A 19,905-nucleotide genomic window follows, 5' to 3' on the forward strand; every position below is an offset into this window, starting at 1 on the left:
TGAACGCTGTTCAGGTGAACACTGTTCACGACCCGAGAGAACGAGGACCCCATGAGCCGACTGCGCCTCGACGCGACCGATATCGCCCGGATCGCGGTGTTCGCCGCCATCGTCGCCGTACTCGGCCTGCCCGCCGGGTTCAGCGTGTTCGGCTCGGTGCCGATCACCGCCCAGACACTCGGCGTGATGCTGGCCGGTGCCGTGCTCGGGCCCTGGCGTGGCGCGCTGTCGATGCTCGTCCTCCTCGTGCTCGTCGCCCTCGGGCTCCCCCTCCTCGCGGGCGGACGCGGCGGCATCGGCGTCTTCGTCGGACCGTCCGCGGGGTACGCCATCGGCTGGATCTTCGGCGCCCTCGTCATCGGCGCCATTGTGCACGCCGGAGGGCGCCCGCTCACCTGGCCGCGCACCGCCCTCGGTGTCGTCACCGGCGGCATCCTCGTGGTCTACGCGTTCGGGATCCCGGTGCAGGCCGCCGTCACGCGGCTGCCGCTGGCCGAGACCGCCCTGCAGGCGACCGTGTTCCTGCCCGGCGACCTGATCAAGGCGGTGCTCGCGACGATCATCACGATGACGCTCGTGCGCGCCTATCCCCGGGCGTTCCGAACCGGTGCACGCCGGCCGCCGCAGCGGGTGGAGCCGGAGACGGCCGCCGCCGAGCCCTCGGAGACGCGCATCCCGTGACCCTGCTGACGCACGCCGAGCTCACCGAGCGCGTGGCCCGGGCCTCGACAGCGCTCGGGTCGGCAGCGGGTCCGGCGCTCCGGGGCCGAATCGTCCCGGTGAACACTGCCGACCCGACGGACGCGATCGCGACGGTGCTCGCACTGCGAACCGTCGGCGCCCTCCCCCTGGCCACCGACGACCGTTGGAGTGCCGGCCAGCACGACGCGGTGCGCCGCCTGGCCGAGGCCGGCGCGCATCCCGGGCAGGCGTGGGCCACGCTCACCTCGGGCAGCACCGGCGCCCCGCGCGTCGTGCTCCGAACCGACGAATCGTGGACGGCCTCACATGCGCCGGTGGCCGAGTTGCTGGGGCTCACCCCCGACGACGCCCTCTTTCTGCCAGCGCCGGCAGCCTCCTCCCTGACCCTCTTCTCACTTGCTCACGCGTTCGCGGCCGGGGCCTCGCTCGTGCTCCCGCGGGGCCACACCGTCGTGGCCGACGATCTGGCCGACGCCACGCTCGTCCATGGCACACCGCGCTCCCTCCGCAGCATCGTCGATGCGATCGAAAGCGGCGCGCCACACCGGATGCGAGCAGCACTCGTCGGCGGGGCACACCTCGACGCCGGCCTGAGAAGCCGTGCCGAAGGGCTCGGTCTGCGCGTCATCGCCTACTACGGAGCGGCAGAGCTCTCGTTCGTCGCGGTCGATGTCGACGGCCGCGGACTCCGCGCGTTCCCCGGTGTCCTCCTCGAGACGCGCGGCAACGAGCTCTGGGTGCGCTCCCCCTTCGTCGCATCCTGCTATGCCGACGGCACCGGGCCGCTCCGCCGCGACGGATCGGGATGGGCGACTGTCGGCGACCGTGCCCTCCTGCGAGACGACCGACTCGAGCTGCGGGGTCGTGGCGACGACGCGATCCTCACCGCTGCCGCGACCGTCGTGCCGGAGGATGTGGAGACCGCGCTTCGCGCGATCGACGGTGTCGCCGACGCTGTCGTGTTCGGCCTGCCGCATCCCGGCATCGGCGCGCTCGTGGCGGCCGTCGTCGAACCGGACGGAACGCATCCGCTGCCCGCCGCCGCCGTGTTGCGCGCCCGCGCGGCGGAAACCCTTCTGCCGGCGCAGCTGCCACGACGCTGGTTCGCCGTCGACGCCCTTCCACGGACCGTCAGCGGCAAGCCCGCGCGCGCCGAGATCGTGCGGCGGGCGCTGGCCGGGGAGGTGAGTCGGCATGACCGCTGATCCCGTGGTCGTCGCCGCGCGCCGCAGCCCCATCGCCACCCGGGGCCGCCGGTTGAGCGGCGTCGCCGTCGACGCGCTGGCCGCCCCGGTCATCCGCGCCGCCGTCGACGACGGATTCGACGCGCTGGGGGAGCGGCGGACGCTCGGCGACGTCGTCTTCGGCAACTGCATGGGCCCGGGAGGGAACACAGCCCGGGTAGCCGCCCTTGCCGCCGGGCTCGGCGTGCAGGTGCCCGGAATGACGATCGACCGGCAGTGCGGCAGCGGCCTGGCCGCCGTGATCGAAGCGGCGACGGCGCTGAAGGCCGGCGACCACCGGCCCCGCATCGCCGGTGGCGTGGAGAGCGCCTCCACCGCGCCCGTGCGCTCGATCGACGGCGTCGGCTACGACCGGGCCCCCTTCACCCCGGCCGGCTTCCCCGACCCCGAGATGCCCCGCGCCGCCGACGATCTCGCCGCCGCCCTCGGCATCGACCGGGAGCGGCAGGATGCGTACGCCGCGCTCAGCCATCGCCGAGCGGTGACGGCCGCTCTGCGCGGGGCGTTCGACGCCGAGGTCCTCCCGTTCGCAGTGTTCGGAGCCGGCGGAGACCGCGCCGCCGGAACAAGCCCGGCCGGCGTCGTCGACGACGCCGTCGGTTCGGTCACCGAACGTGGCCTCCCCCGCTTCCCTCCGCTGTTCGAGAACGGCACCGTCACGGCCGGGAACTCCTGCCGTGTCAGCGACGGCGCCGCCGGTGTGTTCCTCGTGCCGGGCGACGACCGGCGTTCCGCGCCCGGTCTCGCCCTGCGCGCGCACGCGACCGTCGGCTGTGATCCCGCCCACCCCGGTCTCGGCGCCGCTCCGGCGATCGCCGCCGCGCTGGACCGCGCCGGCGCCGACCTCGCAGCGGTCGCGGCGTTCGAGATCGTCGAGGCGTTCGCCGCCCAGCTGCTCGCCGTGCTCGGCCGGCTCGGATTGGACGACGCCGACCCGCGTGTCTGCACCGACGGCGGCGCCCTCGCACTCGGTCACCCGTGGGGCGCCAGCGGAGCCGTGAGCGTCGTGCGGCTGTTCTCGCGCCTGGTGCGCGGCGGCGCCCCCGCCGGCACGCTCGGGGTCGCCGCGGCCTCCGTCGGTGGCGGGATGGGCGTGGCGGCCGTCTTCGAGGTGGTGCGATGACCGCCGACGACTCGCGCAGACTCTCGCTTCAGAACGTCAGCGTGCACCTCGGCGACCGCGCCGCGCTCGACGCCGTCACCCTCACCCTCGACCAGCCACGCATCGCGGTGATCGGCGCCAACGGCTCCGGCAAGTCCACCTTCGCCCGACTGCTCGGCGGTCTCGTCGCCCCGACCGGCGGGCGGCTGAGCGTGCACGGGCTCGACCCTGTGCGCCAGTCCTCCGCTCTGCGCCGCCGGGTCGGCATCGTGTTCAGCAACCCCGACGCGCAGATCGTCATGCCCACCGTGGCGGAGGATGCGGCCTTCTCCCTGCGCGCCGAGCGTATCCCCCGCGCCGAGAGCGCCGCCCGCGTGACGGCGGCGCTCGCCCGGTTCGGCCTGACCGAGCTCGCCGATCGCGCCGCCCACGACCTCTCCGGCGGCCAGAAGCAGCTGCTCGCGCTCTGCGGGGCGCTCATCCGCCGCCCCGCCCTGGTGATCGCCGACGAGCCGACGGCCTACCTGGATGCGCGCAACAGCCGCATCATCGCCGACCACCTCCTCGGCGATCACGGCGGCCAGCTCGTGCTCGTCACCCACGATCTGCGCCTGGCCGGCCGCTGCGATGTGGCCGTGCGTTTCGATGACGGCCGGCTGACCGACCTCGGCGACCCCGCAGCCGTGATCGACCGGTACGAGACGAGCCTGCGATGCTGACCCTCTATCGCCCGGGGTCCGGTTGGCTCCACCGCGCCCCCGCCGGGCCGAAAGCCGTCGGACTGCTGCTGGTCGTGCTCGGAGTCTCCCTGCTGCCGTCGACGCTGCTCGCGGCCGGGATCGCAGCCCTCGCCACCGTCGTCGGGTATCTGGCCTCCGGTCTCGGCCTGCGCGAGCTCGGCCGCCAGATTCTGACGGTGCGCTGGGTGATCGTGGTCACGCTGGGAGCCCAGCTGCTGTTCCTCGGCATCGAACCTGCCATCGCCAACACGTCCCGCGTGGTCGCCGCGCTGCTGCTCGCCGCCCTGCTCGTGCTCACCACACGGGTCTCCGCCCTCCTCGACGCCTTCGAGCGGGCCTTGCGGCCCTTCGCCCGGGTGGGGGTCGATCCGCAGCGGGTCGCCCTCGTTCTCGCGGTCGCCCTCAACACCGTGCCGGTTCTCGGCCGGCTCGCCGGCGGCGTGCGCGAGGCCCAGCGTGCGCGCGGCACTCGGGCAGGGCTCGTCACATTCGTCGTACCGTTCCTGGTCGTCTCGCTCAAACACGCCGACGAACTCGGCGACACTCTCACGGCGCGGGGCATCGGATGACCGGGATGCGCATCCACGGCCGCCCGGTCGACGACCAAACCCGTTGCGTGCACTATGCGACCGAGCTGGATGTCGTCGCCATCCGGTTCCGTTGCTGCGGCGACTACTACCCCTGCCACCTGTGCCACGAGGAGTGCGCCGGCCACCCCGCCGAGCAGTGGCCGCTCGCTGAACGGGACCGGCTCGCGGTGCTCTGCGGCGTCTGCTCGACCGAGCTCTCCATCGCCGGGTATCTCGAGACGACCGGCTGCCCGGCCTGCGGCGCCGACTTCAACCCGGGCTGCCGCCTGCACACCGGCCTCTATTTCGAAACGGCCTGACGCGCTGCCGAGTGCGGCGGAGTCCATCACGGCGGGCGCGGCCACCGATTCGGGCGGGATCTTCCGAGTGTCCCACTCCGATCAGAGATATCAGAGAGCGAGGACGACTTTGCCGCGTGCCCGGCCGTCGCCGACGTGGCGCACGGCCTCCGCCACGGCGGCCAGCGGATACACGGTGTCGATCACCGGATGCACGACCCCGGCCTCCACGAGCCGTCCCAGCTCGGCCAGGTCGGCCGCGTTCTCCCTGGAGACGAGACCGCGGAGCCTCTGCCGGGTGAACGGGTCGGCCAGCGCGGCACCGAGGACGCGTCCCATGCCGCCGAGCGGTGAGCCGTTCGCCTCGCCCCCGACGATGACCAGGGAGCCGGCAGGAGCCAGCACCTTTCTCAGCCGGGCGAGCGGCCGGTTTCCCGCCGTGTCGATGATCGCATCCCAGCGTTCGGGCAGCGCGGTCACGTCGGTGTCGGTGTAGTCGATCACGCGTTCGGCGCCGAGCTCGCGCACGAGAGCGGCTTTGCCGCCGCTGCAGACCCCGGTCACGGTCGCGCCGAGGCCGACTGCCAGCTGCACGGCGAAGGTGCCGACGCCGCCGGCCGCGCCGATCACGAGAACCCGCCGGCCCGCCGTCACATCCGCCGCACGCACGGCCTGCAGAGCGGTGACCCCGGAGATCGGAACCGCGGCCGCCTGCTCGTAGCCGAGCCCGGTCGGCAGGGCTGCGAGCTCACCCTCAGCCACCCGCAGGTATTCGGCGAACGCGCCAGGGGCACTGCCGAACACATCATCACCGGGGCTGTAGCGCCTCACGGCGGAGCCGACCGCCACGACCCGGCCGGCGAAGGCGAGGCCCCGAACGGCGGACGTGGGACCGCGCATGCCGAAGCCGATCACACGCATGAGCAGGGGGCGCCCTGTCGTCAGGTGCCAGGTGCCCGCATCCACGCCCGCCGCGTGAACCCGCACGAGCACATCGCCCGCCCCGATCAGGGGAACCGCCGTCTCGGAGACGCTCAGTTCTTCGACCGGCCCGTAGCGGTGCTGCACGACGGCAGCCATCGTCTCAGGGAGCCTGTCAGCCATGGGAGCCCCCTTCTGCCGACGCATCGGCCGGGTACTGGAAGACGGAGTCGAGCGGAACGCCGAACACCCGTGCGATCTGGAATGCCAGTTCGAGCGACGGCGAATATCTGCCCTGCTCGATCGCGATCACGGTCTGCCGGGTGACGCCGATGCGGTCGGCGAGCTGGGCCTGGGTCATCTCACCGGCGGCGAAACGAAGCGCGCGGATGCTGTTGGTGACGCTCGTGGGCTTCACCATGTGGGGACCCCCGTGCGGTATGCGACGACCCGGGCGATCGACCCGACCACCGCGGAGAGCACGAAGGCGAGGTAGACCGCGTTCGCGATCCAGAAGGTGTCCGCCTGGAGCAGCGCGAGCAGCAACGCGGCGACGGCGCCGATGATCACGAACGACTGGCCGACGGTGTCGCCGAATCGCTTGATCTCGCGGTCTCTCTGGTCCCGCCGCTGCCGCCCCGTGGGCGAGGTGGCGGTGATGGGGATGCTCAGGATGATGTTCGCCACGATGGCGCCACCGACCGTCCAGAGCAGCACGGGAGCGTAGTCGGCCGCCACGAGCGGGCCGCCCGCGGCGCCGAAGAGCACCACCCCGACATAGACCGCGTATGCCGCGACCGCGGTGATCAGGAACGCCCAGGCGTTCTTCTCGTCGTAGGACATCGCGCCTCCCGGGTAAAGAATCTTTGACACCTTCAAGGTAAAACAGTTCTGACATCATGTCAAGAATCATTAACATTCTGCCGCGATGTCACGAGTCGGCATCTCAGGCCATCCGCCGCTGAGCATCGCATGTCCCCCGCCCGTGAGAAGGTGGAGGCATGCCCGAGGCCGCCCGTTCGATCGCCGGCTGGAAGGCCGGCATCGCCGAGCTGTCCCGGCCGGCCGCGGCCGCGCGCACCGCGGCGACCACTCTGGGGCTGCAGTTCGAGCTGCGGGAACGGCTCAGCGCTCCCGGCGGGCGCTGGGAGGCTCCGAAATCGCGCACGGTCACCGCATCCCGTGCGGCCGCCACCACGAACGGCGGAGGCGGCACCCTCCGGCTCGGTGTCCGCCCGGTCACCCGCAGCGCCACCGGCAACTGGGTGCGCGGCTCCCTCACCTGGACGAGCCTGCCCCACTCGCTGAACCGTCTTGGCGTCGGCGCGGAACAGCACCGCTGGTTCGTGCAGTTCGCCGCGCTCCACCGCTCCGTGCGCGATGTCTATGTGCCGGGCGACGCCGAATGGCTGTTCCTCGACGACTTCGCCAGCCGCCTCCTCTGGCCGCTGCTGGCCGAGGGCGAACAGCTCGGGATCGCCCTCGTCAGCGGCAAACGCGAGACCTCCGTCCGCCTCGCCGATAACGCGCGGGTGACCATCGATGTCACCGCCGGCGAGACGGCCGAGCTGCGCCTGCGTCCGATGACCGTGATCGACGACCGGGCGCATCCGGCCGGCTCCGTCGGAGCGATCGACGACCACGGGGTCTACGCCTGGGAGTTCTCGCCGGAGCCCCGCTTCACCCTCGCCCCCACCACAGCGCCACTCAGCACCGAGCAGCGGCGGCTCCTCGGCGCACCGGACCCGATCGACGTTCCGGCCGCCGACGCCGGCGAGTTCCTCCAGCACTACTACCCTCGACTGCGGCGGATCGTCGAAGTCGTGAGCTCGGACGACTCGGTGACGTTCCCCGAGATCGTGCCACCCCTGCTGGTGCTCACCGCCTCGTTCGCGGAAGGCGATCTGCTCGACCTGGACTGGGCGTGGGAGACGGACGGCGAGCGGGAGGCACTGCCCGCGCATCCCCTTCCCGCCGACCTCGACCAGACGCTGGGCGCCCCGCCGCAGAAGAAGCGCCTCAGTGGCGCCGCCGCAGCCGACTTCGCCGCGAGCGTGCTCCCCGCGCTCGAACGACGCAGCGACCTCCGAGTGGATGTGCTGGGCGCGCGCCCCGACTATCGCGAGCTGACCGAGACCCCGCGCCTCGTCGTCACCACCGTCGAGACCGACAAGCGCGACTGGTTCGACCTGGGCGTGCTCGTCACGGTGGAAGGGCGCACCATCCCGTTCACACCGCTCTTCACTGCGCTCTCGAAGGGCCGCGACAAGCTGCTGATGGTCGACAAGACCTACCTCTCGCTGAAGCAGCCGGTGTTCGACGAGCTGCGCCTCCTGATCATCGAGGCCGGCTCGCTCGACGAATGGGAGACGGGCCGGCTGCGGATCAACCGCTACCAGGCTCACCTCTGGTCGGAATTCGAAGAGCTCGCCGACGAGACCCGGCAAGCCGAGTCGTGGCAACGCACCATGACCGGGCTGCGCAGCATCAGGGCGGGCGAGACGCTCGACGCGACACCGGTGCCCGAGACGATCGCCGCGACACTGCGCCCCTACCAGGTGGAGGGGTTCCGCTGGCTCGCCTTCCTCTGGGCCCACGCGCTCGGGGGCGTGCTGGCCGACGACATGGGTCTCGGCAAGACGCTGCAGACGCTCGCACTCCTCGACCACGTGCGAGAGACGACCCCGGCCCCCGACCGCCGGCCGTTCCTCGTCGTCGCGCCCACCTCAGTCGTCGCCAACTGGGCGGCCGAGGCGGCGCGATTCGCCCCGCGCCTCAGGGTGACAACGCTGACGACGACCCTGGCGAAAGGGCGCACCACACTGTCCGACCTCGCCGCCGGAGCGGATGTCATCATCACCTCCTACGCGCTGTTCCGCCTCGACGCCGTGGCGTACCGGGCGCGGGAGTGGGCCGGACTCATCCTCGACGAGGCACAGCTGATCAAGAACCGCCGCTCCAAGGCGCACCAGGCCGCGGTGGAGCTGAGCACCCCGTTCAAGTTGGCCATCACCGGCACCCCGCTGGAGAACGACCTGATGGATGTGTGGTCGATCTTTCACGTCGTCTCGCCCGGCCTGCTCCCCAGCGGCGTGCGGTTCGGCGACCAATACCTGAAACCTCTCGCGGCCGGCGAGCGCCCCGACCTCATCCGCCGGCTCCGCGACCGGGTGCGACCGCTGCTGCTGCGACGCACCAAAGAGGCCGTCGCATCCGAACTCCCGGAGAAGCAGGAGCAGGTGCTGCGCGTCGACCTCGCTCCGCGGCATCGGGCGCTCTACGACCGTTTCCTGCAACGCGAACGGCAGAAACTGCTCGGCCTGGTGGAAGACCTCGACCGCAACCGGTTCATCGTGTTCCGCTCGCTCACCCTGCTGCGCATGCTCGCACTCGACGCCTCACTGCTCGACGAGCAGTACAGCGACATCCCGTCGGCCAAACTTGATGTGCTGCTCGACGAACTCGACGAGGTGATCGCCGGTGGGCACCGAGCCCTGATCTTCAGCCAGTTCACCAGCCTCCTCGGCCGGCTCAGAGCCCGCCTCGACGAGCGGGGCATCCGCTATGACTACCTCGACGGCACGACGCGGCGGCGACCCGAGGTCATCCGCCGGTTCAAAGAGGGGACGGCTCCAGCCTTCCTGATCAGCCTGAAAGCCGGCGGATTCGGTCTCACCCTCACTGAGGCCGACTACGTCTTCCTACTCGACCCGTGGTGGAATCCGGCCACCGAGGCCCAGGCGATCGACCGCACGCACCGCATCGGGCAGACCGCGAACGTGATGGTCTATCGAATGATCGCGACCGACACGATCGAGGAGAAGGTCCTCGCGCTCCAAGACCGCAAAGCGCGGCTCTTCGACGCCCTGATGGACGACGAGAACGCCGCCCTCGGTGCGGCACTCACCGCCGATGACATCCGCGGTCTCCTCGACGACTGACCGTCGAACACGGAGCGACGGAATGGATGCCGCCGCCGAACGCTTGTACGGTGCATGACAACCGTAGGAATCATCGGAGCCGGCCACATCGGCACAGCGCTCGCCCGCACCTTCATCGAGCACGGGTACACCGTGACCATCGCCAACTCCCGCGGCCCGGAGACGCTGGCCGACCTCGTGCAGGATCTCGGTCCGGCTGCGACCGCCGCGACCGCCGCCGAGGCCGCTGCCGCGGGCGACTTCGTCGTCGTCACCGTTCCCCTCAAGAACTACCGGGACCTCCCCGTCGAGCCGCTGGCCGGGAAGATCGTCATCGACACGAACAACTACTACTGGGAGCGCGACGGCCACATCGCCGAACTCGACGACGGCACCGCCACGGTCTCGGGCCTGCTGCAGGCGCACCTGCCCGCCTCGAAGGTCGCCAAGGGGTTCAACCACATCGCCTCGGGCGACATCCAGACGGATGGCACGCCCACCGGCACCGAAAACCGGCGCGCGCTGGCCACGGCGAGCGATCACGACGAGGCCGCGGAGCTCGTCACCCGCATCTACGACGAGTTCGGCTACGACACCGTGAACGTCGGCCCGCTTGCGGAGAGCTGGCGCGTCGAGCGCGACCGCCCTGCCTACGTGGTGCGACAGAACCGCGCCGAGCTGGAGGAGAACCTCAAGAAGGCCCCCCGCACCATCTAGCTCCCTGTCGTTGAGGGTCGGCACAAGCACCGACTTCCGTGCTTGTGCCGCCCCTCGACTGATTAGGCGGCCGGGGCGGGAGAGGCGGCGATGATGGCGGCGACGATGGATTCGGCGGCAGCAGTGGCGTCGACGGAGAGTGCCACCCGAATCGAGCCGGAGGGGTCGGGATGGAAAGTGCTGCGACCTTCGTGCTCCCCCTCAGCGACCAGGGAGATCCGGCCGACAGGCCCGAACGCGAACAGCTCGGGACGCAGCATCGTCAGCACGGTCACCGGGTCGTGCGGCACATTCCATTCCTCGTTCCAGAAGTCCCACCACTGCTGCACATCGGCTTGCAGGGAGGCACCGAGCGGCCCGGCCCCGGCGATCCGGCCGAGCTGGTCGGCCCGGATCTCGAGTCGGCGGGTGACCTCGAGACCGGTGATCGTCGTGGGGATCCCGGCGGCGAACACCCGCTCGGCCGCGGCAACATCGCTGCGGAGGTTGTGCTCCACCTCGTCGTCGGTGAACGCGCCGCCCATGATCCAGAGATGCCGGACGGCTTCGGCGAAACCGTCGACCTCGATCGCGGCCGCGATATTGGTCAACGGCCCGATCGCGATGACGTCGATCTCGCCGGGGCGCGCCAGCACGGTCTGGGTGAGGAAGTCGACCGCCGGCAGCGGATCGACGTGCTCGGTCTCCAGGTCGGCATGGAGACTCCCCTCGTGGCCGGCCCACCAGACCTCACGGCCGGAGCGCGGCTCACCGATCCCGGCGTGCACGGCGATATCCCGACCGGCCAGCGAGGCGAGGCGACGGGCGAGACGGGCACGGAGGAGCACATCCCCGTACACGGTGGTCACGCCGAGGAGGTCGATCTCCTCCGTGCCGAGGATCTGCGCGAGCGCGAGGGCGTCGTCGACGTCACTGCCGATGTCGGTGTCGAGGATGACGTGGTGTGTTTCAGGCATGGGTGTCTTTCGGAAAGGAGCGGAAAGGAGGTGAACGGCTGACTATTTGATGCCGGTGGTGCTGACCGACTGGATGAAGTAGCGCTGGCAGGCCACGATGATCGCCAGCGGGATGACCGTGAGCACGATCGACCCGGCGAACAGCACGCCGTAGTCGACGTTGAACTGGCCCTGCAGATTGGAGAGCGCGACCGGACCGACGATGTGGTTCTGGTCTGTCCCCATGAGCAGCGGCCACACGTAGGCCTGCCATTGGAACAGGAACAGCGTGAGGCCGGCACCGATGAGCGAGGGACGCGAGAGTGGGAGGTAGATCCTGGTGAAGATCCCCCACCAGCCCAGCCCGTCGAGCCGCCCCGCCTCCACCAACTCGGTCGGGATGGCGAGGAAGAACGTGCGCAGCAGGAAGATGGCCATGCCATTCCCGATGCCCGGCAGGATCAGCCCGGCGAAGGTGTTCTGCAGATCCCAGTCGCGGAAGAGGTTCGCCAGCGGGATGGCGATCGAGTCGAACGGGATGAGGAAGCTCAGGATCACGATCGAGAAGACGGCCGTGCGCCCGCGGAACGGGATGGCCGCCAATCCGAACGCGGCCATCGCGCAGATGACCAGCCCGAGGATCACGGTGGCGATACTGACGAAGAGCGAGTTGCCCACTGCCCGGCCGAGATCGCTGCTCAGCAGGCTGACGTAGTTATCGAGAGTCGGGCTCACCGTGAAGAAAGTGCGCCACTGGAGGGGGTCCAGGTAGCTGAACGTCTCGGCGCCCGGCCGCAGCGAGTTGACGAGGGTCCACCACAGGGGCAGCAGGAAGAGCAGCCCGACGATCGCCGCGGCGATCGTGAGTGCCAGGTAGGAGGCGGTCCGGCGCCGTGATCGGCGGCGGGCGGGTGAGGCCGTGGTCATGAGTCTTCGCTCCTCAGCAGCCGGAACTGGAGGGCGACGATCGCGATGGTGACGATCACCAGGATGATGACCTCCGCCTGCGCCTTGTTCAGGTCGCCGAGGGTGTACGCCCGGTTGTAGATGTCGTACATGAGAAGGTTCGTCGATCCTTGCGGCCCGCCTTTCGTCAGGATCTGCACGGGTGCGAAGACGAGGAAGTTCGAGACAGTGTCGGCCACGAGCACGAACGCGAGCGGGCGGCGCACCAGCGGGAAGGTGATGCTCCACAGCTGCCGCCAGGCCGAGGCGCCGTCGAGCGAGGCGGCCTCGTAGTACGAGCCCGGGATGTCGTTGATCCCGGCGATCAGGAAGAGCATCCAGTACCCGACCCCCACCCACGACAGGAGCACGATGATCGAGCCCAGCGCCTGCTGCGGCGAGGTGAGGAAAGGCTGGGCGGGAAGGCCGAGCTGACGCAGGAACGAGTTCGCCAGGCCGTCCGGGCGGTAGATGACGCTCCAGATGACCGCGGAGACGGCCGGCGGAACGGCGATGGGAAGGATCACCAGCGATCGCCAGACCCGGGATCCCGCGGCGCGCTTGGTGTAGAGCACCGCGAGGAGGAAGGCCACCGCGATCTGGATCGGGTTGATCAGGATCGTGAAGACGATCGTCACGAGAAGGGCGTTGCGGAAGTCGGCGTTCGCGAAGAGATCCACGTAGTTCTGCACGCCGACGAACACGGTTCCGCCGGCCAGCAGGCTTTGCCGGAACAGGCTGTCCCACAGGGCGCTGGCGGCCGGGGCGAGCCGAAGCACGACGAGGCTGAGCAGCGCCGGGCTCAGGAACAGCAGGGCGACGACGGCCGGACGCGACCGCAGCGGGACCGTGCGTCGCCTCCCGCCGCCGGCCGTCACACCGGAACGCGCGCGAACGCGCGTTCCGGTGTGCTGGGTGCCGACGCTCATCTCAGCTGGCTCCAGGCGTCTTTGAGCTGCTGCGTGGCCTGCGTCAGCCGGGCATCCACGGGCGCCCCATTCCGGATGTCGGCGAAGGCCTTGTTCATCACGGACTCGAACTGCACGTAGCCGACGGAGACGGGGCGCGCCACGGCCGTGTGGTCGATCTCATAGGTGATGAGGTCGGCGACCCCGGCACTCTTGGCGCCGCCGAGCTTCTCCAGTGTCGGCAGGTACTCGGCCGCGGCCTTCGAGTTCGCGGGGATGATCGTCGTCTTCTCGGTGGTGGAGAGGTTTCCGGCCGGGTCGAGCGCCGCGTATTCGAGGAACTTCTTCGCCGCATCCTTGTTCTTCGACGCCGGGTTGATGCCCCACGACCACGATCCGGTCGGAGTGACCTGCTTGCCGCCTTCGAAGTACGGCATGGGGGCGACCCCCCAGTCGAACGTGGCGCTTCCCGCGAAGTTTCCGACATCCCACGGCCCGCCGACGAAGAAGGCGACATCGCCGTTGGTGAAGACGGGGCTGGTCTGGAAGCCGCCGACGCCGCGGGGCGAGAGCCCGGATGCGAACGAGTCGGCATACCACTGCATCGCCTTCTTCCACCCCGCGTTGGCCACATCGGGGGTGAGCATGTCTTTGCCGGTGATGCCGGAGCCGCCGCCGGCGGATTCGACGAGCGGCTGCAGCTGGTAGTAGGCCTCGACCTGTTCGAGCAGCAAACCGTTCTTGATCCCCGCAGCCTGCGCCTTTTTCGCGGCCGCTTCGGTCTGTTCCCAGGTCCATCGCTGCGCAGGGTCGGCGGAGGGTGCGGTGACCCCTGCCTTGCTCAGCGCATCCTTGTTGTAGAAGAGCATCTGGGTCGAGTTCCAGACCGACAGGGCCCACATCTTGCCCTTGTAGAGGTTGATCTTGTACTGGGCGCTCGACGTCGCGGCCTTCGCCTGGGGCTCGAGGGCGCTCAGGTCTTCCAGGAATCCTTGGGCGGCGAGCTGGGAGACGTTGGGCTGGTCGACGGCGAACACGTCGATCGTGGTGTCTTTGGCTCCGAGCCGCTGCTGCAGCGTGCTGCTGAGCTGGTCGAACGGAACCTGGGTGTACGTGACCGTGATGGTCGGGTTCTTCTTCTCGAATCCGGCGATCACCGGTGCGAAGGTCGCCGGGTCTTCCGGACCCAGGAACTGCACCGTGGATCGCCCGGTGGATGCGGGGGCCGACGAGCAGCCTGCGAGCACCAGGCTCGCGGCGACGACGGCAGCTGCTGCCAGGGACAAACGCCTCATTGTGTCTTCCTTTCGGGGGCGAGCTTCGACTATCTAAGCGGATAGAACTAATCGGTTAGATGACGATATCCCGACCGCAGACGGGGCGCAAGCCCCTATGATCAAGGTTATCTAATCGTTTAGAGGGGGGAGCCTCGCATGATCACGGGACGGGATGTGGCCGAGCGGGCGGGAACGTCGACAGCGGTGGTCAGCTATGTGTTCAACAATGGCCCGCGGAACGTCTCACCGGCCACGCGGCAGCGCGTGCTCGATGCCGCCGCGGAGCTCAACTACCGCCCGAACGTCGTGGCCAAAGCCCTGAGCGCCGGCCGCACCGCATCGATCGGCCTCATCGTGCCGGACATCGCGAACTCCTACTTCGGCGAGCTCGCCCGCGCCATCGAAGATGCTGCGCTCGACCGCGACAACCTCCTCCTCATCGGCGACTCGGCGATGAACGCGGAACAGGAGCGACTGCACATGGCGTCCTTCGTCGACCGTCGGGTCGACGCCGTCATCCTCGTCTCGCTGCTGGACGAGCCGGACATCTCACTCTTCCAGCAGGCCGGCCTCCCTGTCGTCGTACTGCACCCCATCGACGAGACCAAGAACGTCTCATCCCTGACCATCGACTACGAGAAGGCCGCCCACAGCGCCACCGCCCACCTCCTGGCACACGGCTACCCGTCGATCGGCCTCCTGAACGGCCCCGGCGACTCGGCCGGATCCCGGCAGCACCTCCGCGGGTTCACCCAGGCGATGGAGGAGGCCGGCCGGCCGGTCACCCACGTCCGCTCGTCGAGCATCTCGCGGGCTGACGCCGCAGAGACGGCCCTCGCCTGGCTGCGCGAGTCGGAGCACCCGCGGGCGCTTTACGCCACGACCGACGAACAGGCCTTCGGAGTGCTCTACGCCGCGTACGAGTGCGGCCTCTCCGTTCCGGGAGACCTCGCCGTCGTCGGCTTCGACGGAACCGCCCACTCCGGTTTCGCCGTCCCCCCGCTCGCCACCGTCAAGCAGCCCGTCGCCGCGATCGCCGACCGCGCGATGACCCTGCTGGTCGATCTCGGCGGCGAGGAGACCGTGCACGAACTGTTCGACTTCGAATTCGTTCCGCGCGCCTCCTGCGGCTGTTAGCGGTCGGCGCAGCGCCGATCCACGTCTCAGAGATTTCTGGGGGCGCGACGCGCAGGCTGGTGCGCGTCCCCGCCGCGTGATCGGGCGGAGGCGGAGAGTGAGGGTTCCCCATGTCAACTGCGCTTCTCGCGCCGGCCGGGCGCCGCGCCGATGTGCGCGGCATCCTGCGCCCATTCCGGCATCCGCGTGCCGTGTTCGTCGTCTGCGTTCTGGTCGCGCTCGTGCTGCTCACCGCCGCCATCGCACTGTCGGGCTCGGCCGCGTGGTCCCGAACCGAGCTCGGGTTCGACCAGGCGCTCAGCCGTGGCCATGTTCCCGCCCTGGACGCGGTCGCACTCACCATCGGCTGGGTGCTCTCTCCCCTGCAAGGTCTCGTACTCGTGATCCTCGTCTCGCTCGGCGTGCTCTGGCGAACCCGGGATGCGATGGTCTTCCTCACCTTCGCCCTGACGGTCGCCGGCGGCTGGTTGAGCTCCGAACTGGTGAAGATCATCGTGCACCGCGCCCGCCCCGACTACCACCTTCTCGCGCATCCGCTGTCGACGGAGGTGAACAACGCGAGCTTCCCCAGCGGTCACACCTGCCTCGCCACCGCCCTGGCCGTCGGCATCATCCTGCTGCTGCGGGGGCGGCGCTCGCAATGGATCGCCATCGCGGTCGGCGCTGTCGGGGCCATCGTCGTGGCCTGGTCGCGCCTCTACATCGGCGCGCACTACCCCGCGGATGTGGTCGGCGCGGTCGTCTACACGACCGCGGTGATGTTCGCCTTCCTGGCCGTCTGGACCCAGTGGCTCGCCGCGCCGGTGGAGCGCCTGCTCCTGCGGCCGAGGTCTGCTCGCTGACCCTCCCGCGCACTATGCAATAATCTGCGTATGGATGCAGATAAGCAGATTTGCGGCCGTCAACCGGACAGCCAGTATGTCGAACTCGCGGTCGAAGTCTTCGGGATGCTCGCGGATGCGACCAGGGTGCGGATCATCCTCGCGCTGCGAGACCAGGAGCTCTCGGTGAACCACCTCGCCGACATCCTTGACAAGACCCCCGCCTCCGTCTCCCAGCACCTGGCGAAGCTGCGCCTCGCCCGCATGGTCTCGACCAGGCAGGAAGGCACCCGCGTCTTCTACCAGCTGGCCAACGAACACACGCGACAGCTGGTGTCGGATGCGATCTTCCAGGCCGAGCACACGCTCGGTGGCAGCCCGCGGCACCACCATGCGGGCGCCGTCGAGCGCGAAGAATGACCGCACACGACCATAGCCACGAGCACGAGCACGAGCACGAGCACGGCCACGAGCACGGCCACAGCCACGGCCACGGCCACGGCCACGGCCACGGGCATCCGGCCGGCATCCGCGGCGTGCTGCGCGGCCTCTTCCTCCCCCATTCGCATGACGCCGCCGACTCCATCGACGATGCTCTGGAGGCGAGCCGCGAGGGCGTCCGTGCCCTCAAGATCAGCCTCTTCCTGCTGCTGGCGACGACGGTGCTGCAGTTCGCCGTCGTGCTGCTCAGCGGGTCGGTCGCCCTGCTCGCCGACACGGTGCACAACTTCTCGGATGCGCTCACCGCCGTCCCCCTCTGGATCGCGTTCGTCTTGGGACGCCGCGCCGCCACCCGCCGCTACACCTACGGCCTGGGCCGCGCCGAAGACCTCGCCGGTCTGTTCATCGTCGCCGTCGTCGCCCTCTCCGCGATCGTCGCGGCCTGGCAGTCGATCGACCGGTTCCTTTCGCCGCATCCACTGCACAACCTCTGGTGGGTGGTCGCCGCCGGGTTCGTCGGATTCGCCGGCAATGAGGTGGTGGCGGTCTACCGCATCCGGGTCGGGCAACGCATCGGGTCGGCGGCTCTGGTCGCCGACGGCGTCCATGCCCGGCTCGACGGGTTCACATCGCTCGCCGTCGTTCTGGGAGCGATCGGCGCTCTCCTCGGCTTTCCGCTCGCCGACCCGATCGTGGGGCTGCTCATCTCGATCGCGATCGTCGTGCTGCTCGCGGGAACGATCCGGAGCATCGGACGCCGCCTCCTCGACGGTATCGAACCCGAGCTGCTGCACCGCGTCGAGCACGCACTGGAGCACACACCGGGCGTGCGCGGCGTCACGGAAGTCCAGTTGCGCTGGGTGGGCCACCGTCTGCAGGGCGGGGCGACCATCGCGCTCGGCGAGCTGAGCCTGGCAGCCGCCGAGACCATCGCCATCGACGCGACCACGCGGGTCAAGGCCGACGTCGGCTCCCTGGACGACTTCCGCATCCGCTCAACTCCGTGAGCGATGTGCACTCCCCTGAGCGATGTGCACTCGGCGCGGGGAGGGCCGCGTAGCCTGGTCACGTGCCAGCATCCCGCCCGCATCGCGTCGCCGTCCTCGTGCTGGAGGGCGCCAAGCCGCTCGACGTCGGCATCCCGGCGCAGGTGTTCACCACCCGCGCGAGCATGCCGTACGACGTGCGCGTGTGCGGTGCCTCCCCGGGACTGGTGACCGGCGGCGACGGGCTGTCGTACCACGTGGCGGACGGCCTCGAAGCACTCGAATGGGCCGACATCGTCTTCATCCCGGGCTCCCGCTTCCCCGACCGCGATGACCCGCCGCGGGCCGTCGTCGATGCCCTCATCGCAGCCCACGAACGGGGCGCCAGGCTCGCGGCCATCTCGACCGGCGCCTTCGCCCTCGCCGCGACAGGGCTCCTCGACGGAAAACGCGCCACGACGCATTGGCACTACACGCGCGCTCTCGCGGCAAAGCATCCGCTGGTCCGCGTCGACGAGAACGTGCTGTTCGTCGACGAGGGCAGCGTTCTCACCTCGGCGGGCGCCGCCTCCGGCATCGACCTGTGCCTGCACATCCTGCGCGGCGACCTCGGCGTCGCGGCCTCCAACCATGCAGCCCGGCGGCTCGTCGCGGCGCCCTACCGGAGCGGCGGACAGGCGCAATACGTGCCGCGCAGCGTGCCCGACCCGCTCGGCGAACGATTCGCCTCGACACGCGAATGGGCGCTGCACCACCTCGCCGAACCGCTCACCCTCACGATTCTCGCCCGCCATGCCGCGGTGTCGCCGCGCACCTTCTCGCGGCACTTCGTCGCCGACACGGGATACACCCCGATGCAGTGGGTGATGCGCGCGCGCATCGACGTCGCGCGCGAACTGCTCGAGCGCTCCGCCCTGAGCGTCGAACAGATCGCCGCCGACGTGGGGCTCGGCACCGGCGCCAATCTGCGGATGCACTTCCAGCGCATCCTCGGCACCACTCCCAGCGAGTACCGCCACACCTTCGCACCCGGAGACTGACCTCGCCAGCACCGACATGTGGCGCATATGTCGGCTCCACCGCGGCGCTTCCAACGATTCGGCACACATGTCGGGCGCCATGGTCGTGGCGTGAGCGGGTGCGGGCGGGTGCGAGTGGCGTGATCCTTTCGAACCATGGCGCTCTCGCCTCTGGCAGGGAGCCGCGGGGGCGGTGATGCTGGTCACGACCGGAAGGAAACATCCATGACCCGCATCGCCATCAACGGTTTCGGACGCATCGGACGCAACGTGCTGCGCGCCCTGCTCGAACGCGACAGCGACCTCGACATCGTCGCCGTCAACGATCTGACCGAACCCGCCGCGCTGGCCAAGCTCCTCGCCTTCGACTCCACGGCGGGCCGCCTCGGCCGACCGGTGACGGTCGACGGGAACACTCTCGTCGTCGATGGCCGCCGCATCGCCGTGCTCGCCGAACGCGACCCGGCGCAGCTACCCTGGGCCGAACTCGGTGTCGATATCGTCCTCGAGTCGACGGGACGCTTCACTTCGGCGACGGCCGCAGGCGCGCACCTCGATGCGGGAGCGAAGAAGGTTCTCATCAGTGCGCCGGCCGACGGCGCACAGGTGACGCTCGCCTACGGCGTCAACACCGACGCCTACGACCCGGCCGTGCACACGATCGTCTCCAACGCATCCTGCACGACGAACGCCCTGGCCCCGCTGGCCGCGGTGCTCGACGAGCTCGCCGGCATCGAACACGGCTTCATGACCACTGTTCACGCCTACACGCAGGAGCAGAACCTGCAGGACGGGCCGCACCGAGATCCGCGCCGCGCGCGCGCCGCCGCCGTCAACATCGTGCCGACGACGACCGGGGCGGCCAAGGCCATCGGCCTCGTGCTCCCCGGCCTCGACGGCAAACTGTCGGGAGACTCCATCCGCGTGCCGGTTCCGGTGGGGTCCATCGTCGAACTCAATACGACCGTCGCCCGCGACGTGACCCGCGAAGACGTGCTCGCCGCCTACCGCGCCGCCGCCGACGGGCCGCTCGCGGGCATCCTGGAGTATTCGGAGGATGCGCTGGTGTCGTCCGACATCACCGGCAACCCGGCCTCCTCGATCTTCGACTCCGCACTCACCCGGGTCGACGGCCGCCACATCAAAGTCGTCGCCTGGTACGACAACGAGTGGGGCTTCTCGAACCGGGTCGTCGACACCCTCGGACTCCTCGCCGGCTGAG

Annotated in this window: 21 protein-coding genes; 14 read left to right on the forward strand and 7 right to left on the reverse strand. The window is 69.9% G+C overall.

The genetic code is table 11. The features are described from left to right. Window positions 1–51: 51 nt before the first annotated feature. Genes K5L49_RS08700 through K5L49_RS08725 form a run of 6 tightly spaced genes read left to right on the forward strand, consistent with a single transcriptional unit; the run spans window position 52 to window position 4,677 of the window. Window positions 52–681: a biotin transporter BioY gene (locus K5L49_RS08700; RefSeq protein WP_223691977.1), complete on the forward strand. Its 630-nt coding sequence runs from the start codon at window positions 52–54 to the stop codon at window positions 679–681. Continuing rightward, window positions 678–1,907, forward strand: coding sequence for an AMP-binding protein (locus K5L49_RS08705; RefSeq protein ID WP_223691979.1), 1,230 nt, complete (start codon window positions 678–680; stop codon window positions 1,905–1,907). Before K5L49_RS08700 ends, K5L49_RS08705 begins: the two co-directional genes overlap by 4 nt. Further along, a complete protein-coding gene (locus tag K5L49_RS08710; RefSeq protein ID WP_223691981.1) occupies window positions 1,897–3,069 on the forward strand; it encodes a thiolase family protein in 1,173 nt (390 codons plus the stop codon). Before K5L49_RS08705 ends, K5L49_RS08710 begins: the two co-directional genes overlap by 11 nt. Continuing rightward, window positions 3,066–3,767 carry an energy-coupling factor ABC transporter ATP-binding protein gene (locus K5L49_RS08715; protein WP_223691983.1) on the forward strand — a complete coding sequence of 234 codons (702 nt, stop codon included), beginning with the start codon at window positions 3,066–3,068 and terminating at the stop codon, window positions 3,765–3,767. Before K5L49_RS08710 ends, K5L49_RS08715 begins: the two co-directional genes overlap by 4 nt. After that, a complete protein-coding gene (locus K5L49_RS08720) occupies window positions 3,761–4,357 on the forward strand; it encodes a CbiQ family ECF transporter T component (protein WP_223691985.1) in 597 nt (198 codons plus the stop codon). Before K5L49_RS08715 ends, K5L49_RS08720 begins: the two co-directional genes overlap by 7 nt. Then, on the forward strand, window positions 4,354–4,677 hold the full coding sequence (locus tag K5L49_RS08725; protein ID WP_223691987.1) for a CHY zinc finger protein: 324 nt from the start codon (window positions 4,354–4,356) through the stop codon (window positions 4,675–4,677). The genes K5L49_RS08720 and K5L49_RS08725 overlap by 4 nt, the downstream gene beginning before the upstream one ends. A gap of 90 nt (window positions 4,678–4,767) precedes the next feature. Here the strand turns inward: K5L49_RS08725 and K5L49_RS08730 are convergent, their stop codons facing one another. From K5L49_RS08730 to K5L49_RS08740, 3 genes are read right to left on the reverse strand one after another with little or no spacing between them, the layout of a single operon-like run. Further along, the gene (locus tag K5L49_RS08730) at window positions 4,768–5,760 is read right to left on the reverse strand and encodes an NAD(P)-dependent alcohol dehydrogenase (RefSeq protein ID WP_223691988.1); all 993 of its coding nucleotides are present in this window, start codon (window positions 5,758–5,760) and stop codon (window positions 4,768–4,770) included. Beyond that, window positions 5,753–5,998: a helix-turn-helix transcriptional regulator gene (locus tag K5L49_RS08735; RefSeq protein ID WP_223691990.1), complete on the reverse strand. Its 246-nt coding sequence runs from the start codon at window positions 5,996–5,998 to the stop codon at window positions 5,753–5,755. Before K5L49_RS08735 ends, K5L49_RS08730 begins: the two co-directional genes overlap by 8 nt. Beyond that, window positions 5,992–6,450, reverse strand: a complete 459-nt coding sequence (locus K5L49_RS08740; protein ID WP_223691991.1) for a hypothetical protein — start codon at window positions 6,448–6,450, stop codon at window positions 5,992–5,994. The genes K5L49_RS08735 and K5L49_RS08740 overlap by 7 nt, the downstream gene beginning before the upstream one ends. 128 nt (window positions 6,451–6,578) lie before the next feature. Between K5L49_RS08740 and K5L49_RS08745 the strand changes: the two genes are divergently transcribed. Then, the gene (locus K5L49_RS08745) at window positions 6,579–9,518 is read left to right on the forward strand and encodes a DEAD/DEAH box helicase (RefSeq protein ID WP_223691993.1); all 2,940 of its coding nucleotides are present in this window, start codon (window positions 6,579–6,581) and stop codon (window positions 9,516–9,518) included. Between the two features lie 54 nt (window positions 9,519–9,572). Beyond that, entirely contained in the window at window positions 9,573–10,214 is a 642-nt protein-coding gene (locus K5L49_RS08750; RefSeq protein ID WP_223691994.1) for an NADPH-dependent F420 reductase, read from the forward strand. 62 nt (window positions 10,215–10,276) lie between these two features. Here K5L49_RS08750 and K5L49_RS08755 read toward each other — a convergent pair whose 3' ends face one another. The 4 genes from K5L49_RS08755 to K5L49_RS08770 are packed head-to-tail and all read right to left on the reverse strand — an operon-like array spanning window position 10,277 to window position 14,297. Then, window positions 10,277–11,170: a nucleoside hydrolase gene (locus tag K5L49_RS08755; RefSeq protein ID WP_223691995.1), complete on the reverse strand. Its 894-nt coding sequence runs from the start codon at window positions 11,168–11,170 to the stop codon at window positions 10,277–10,279. A 42-nt stretch (window positions 11,171–11,212) separates the two neighbouring features. Further along, a complete protein-coding gene (locus K5L49_RS08760) occupies window positions 11,213–12,076 on the reverse strand; it encodes a carbohydrate ABC transporter permease (protein ID WP_223691996.1) in 864 nt (287 codons plus the stop codon). After that, complete coding sequence (locus tag K5L49_RS08765; RefSeq protein ID WP_223691998.1) at window positions 12,073–13,023, reverse strand: carbohydrate ABC transporter permease; 951 nt, start codon at window positions 13,021–13,023, stop codon at window positions 12,073–12,075. The genes K5L49_RS08760 and K5L49_RS08765 overlap by 4 nt, the downstream gene beginning before the upstream one ends. After that, entirely contained in the window at window positions 13,020–14,297 is a 1,278-nt protein-coding gene (locus tag K5L49_RS08770; RefSeq protein WP_223692000.1) for an ABC transporter substrate-binding protein, read from the reverse strand. The genes K5L49_RS08765 and K5L49_RS08770 overlap by 4 nt, the downstream gene beginning before the upstream one ends. A 138-nt stretch (window positions 14,298–14,435) precedes the next feature. Between K5L49_RS08770 and K5L49_RS08775 the strand changes: the two genes are divergently transcribed. The 6 genes from K5L49_RS08775 (at window position 14,436) to gap (ending at window position 19,904) form a co-directional block, all read left to right on the forward strand. Further along, complete coding sequence (locus K5L49_RS08775) at window positions 14,436–15,416, forward strand: LacI family DNA-binding transcriptional regulator (protein WP_223692001.1); 981 nt, start codon at window positions 14,436–14,438, stop codon at window positions 15,414–15,416. Window positions 15,417–15,526: 110 nt separating this feature from the next. Beyond that, window positions 15,527–16,258 (forward strand): phosphatase PAP2 family protein, encoded by a 732-nt coding sequence (locus tag K5L49_RS08780; protein ID WP_223692004.1) that lies wholly within the window; start codon window positions 15,527–15,529, stop codon window positions 16,256–16,258. A gap of 30 nt (window positions 16,259–16,288) precedes the next feature. Beyond that, the gene (locus tag K5L49_RS08785; RefSeq protein WP_223692012.1) at window positions 16,289–16,657 is read left to right on the forward strand and encodes an ArsR/SmtB family transcription factor; all 369 of its coding nucleotides are present in this window, start codon (window positions 16,289–16,291) and stop codon (window positions 16,655–16,657) included. After that, complete coding sequence (locus K5L49_RS08790; RefSeq protein WP_223692013.1) at window positions 16,654–17,685, forward strand: cation diffusion facilitator family transporter; 1,032 nt, start codon at window positions 16,654–16,656, stop codon at window positions 17,683–17,685. Before K5L49_RS08785 ends, K5L49_RS08790 begins: the two co-directional genes overlap by 4 nt. A gap of 62 nt (window positions 17,686–17,747) precedes the next feature. Further along, window positions 17,748–18,704: a GlxA family transcriptional regulator gene (locus K5L49_RS08795; protein ID WP_223692015.1), complete on the forward strand. Its 957-nt coding sequence runs from the start codon at window positions 17,748–17,750 to the stop codon at window positions 18,702–18,704. Between the two features lie 204 nt (window positions 18,705–18,908). Further along, the gene (gap, locus tag K5L49_RS08800; protein ID WP_223692016.1) at window positions 18,909–19,904 is read left to right on the forward strand and encodes a type I glyceraldehyde-3-phosphate dehydrogenase; all 996 of its coding nucleotides are present in this window, start codon (window positions 18,909–18,911) and stop codon (window positions 19,902–19,904) included. Window position 19,905: the final 1 nt, after the last annotated feature.

This window comes from Leifsonia poae (assembly GCF_020009625.1).
GTDB lineage: Bacteria > Actinomycetota > Actinomycetes > Actinomycetales > Microbacteriaceae > Leifsonia > Leifsonia poae_A.

Excerpts from the sequence above, each read along its gene's own strand:
- K5L49_RS08715 (WP_223691983.1), top strand. The coding sequence starts at position 3,066 with ATGACCGCCGACGACTCGCGCAGACTCTCGCTTCAGAACGTCAGCGTG.
- K5L49_RS08750 (WP_223691994.1), top strand. The coding sequence starts at position 9,573 with ATGACAACCGTAGGAATCATCGGAGCCGGCCACATCGGCACAGCGCTC.
- K5L49_RS08780 (WP_223692004.1), top strand. The coding sequence starts at position 15,527 with ATGTCAACTGCGCTTCTCGCGCCGGCCGGGCGCCGCGCCGATGTGCGC.
- gap (WP_223692016.1), top strand. The coding sequence starts at position 18,909 with ATGACCCGCATCGCCATCAACGGTTTCGGACGCATCGGACGCAACGTG.
- K5L49_RS08760 (WP_223691996.1), bottom strand. The coding sequence starts at position 12,076 with ATGACCACGGCCTCACCCGCCCGCCGCCGATCACGGCGCCGGACCGCC.
- K5L49_RS08700 (WP_223691977.1), top strand. The coding sequence starts at position 52 with ATGAGCCGACTGCGCCTCGACGCGACCGATATCGCCCGGATCGCGGTG.
- K5L49_RS08785 (WP_223692012.1), top strand. The coding sequence starts at position 16,289 with ATGGATGCAGATAAGCAGATTTGCGGCCGTCAACCGGACAGCCAGTAT.
- K5L49_RS08720 (WP_223691985.1), top strand. The coding sequence starts at position 3,761 with ATGCTGACCCTCTATCGCCCGGGGTCCGGTTGGCTCCACCGCGCCCCC.
- K5L49_RS08730 (WP_223691988.1), bottom strand. The coding sequence starts at position 5,760 with ATGGCTGACAGGCTCCCTGAGACGATGGCTGCCGTCGTGCAGCACCGC.
- K5L49_RS08765 (WP_223691998.1), bottom strand. The coding sequence starts at position 13,023 with ATGAGCGTCGGCACCCAGCACACCGGAACGCGCGTTCGCGCGCGTTCC.
- K5L49_RS08710 (WP_223691981.1), top strand. The coding sequence starts at position 1,897 with ATGACCGCTGATCCCGTGGTCGTCGCCGCGCGCCGCAGCCCCATCGCC.
- K5L49_RS08770 (WP_223692000.1), bottom strand. The coding sequence starts at position 14,297 with ATGAGGCGTTTGTCCCTGGCAGCAGCTGCCGTCGTCGCCGCGAGCCTG.
- K5L49_RS08755 (WP_223691995.1), bottom strand. The coding sequence starts at position 11,170 with ATGCCTGAAACACACCACGTCATCCTCGACACCGACATCGGCAGTGAC.
- K5L49_RS08735 (WP_223691990.1), bottom strand. The coding sequence starts at position 5,998 with ATGGTGAAGCCCACGAGCGTCACCAACAGCATCCGCGCGCTTCGTTTC.
- K5L49_RS08725 (WP_223691987.1), top strand. The coding sequence starts at position 4,354 with ATGACCGGGATGCGCATCCACGGCCGCCCGGTCGACGACCAAACCCGT.
- K5L49_RS08745 (WP_223691993.1), top strand. The coding sequence starts at position 6,579 with ATGCCCGAGGCCGCCCGTTCGATCGCCGGCTGGAAGGCCGGCATCGCC.
- K5L49_RS08790 (WP_223692013.1), top strand. The coding sequence starts at position 16,654 with ATGACCGCACACGACCATAGCCACGAGCACGAGCACGAGCACGAGCAC.
- K5L49_RS08775 (WP_223692001.1), top strand. The coding sequence starts at position 14,436 with ATGATCACGGGACGGGATGTGGCCGAGCGGGCGGGAACGTCGACAGCG.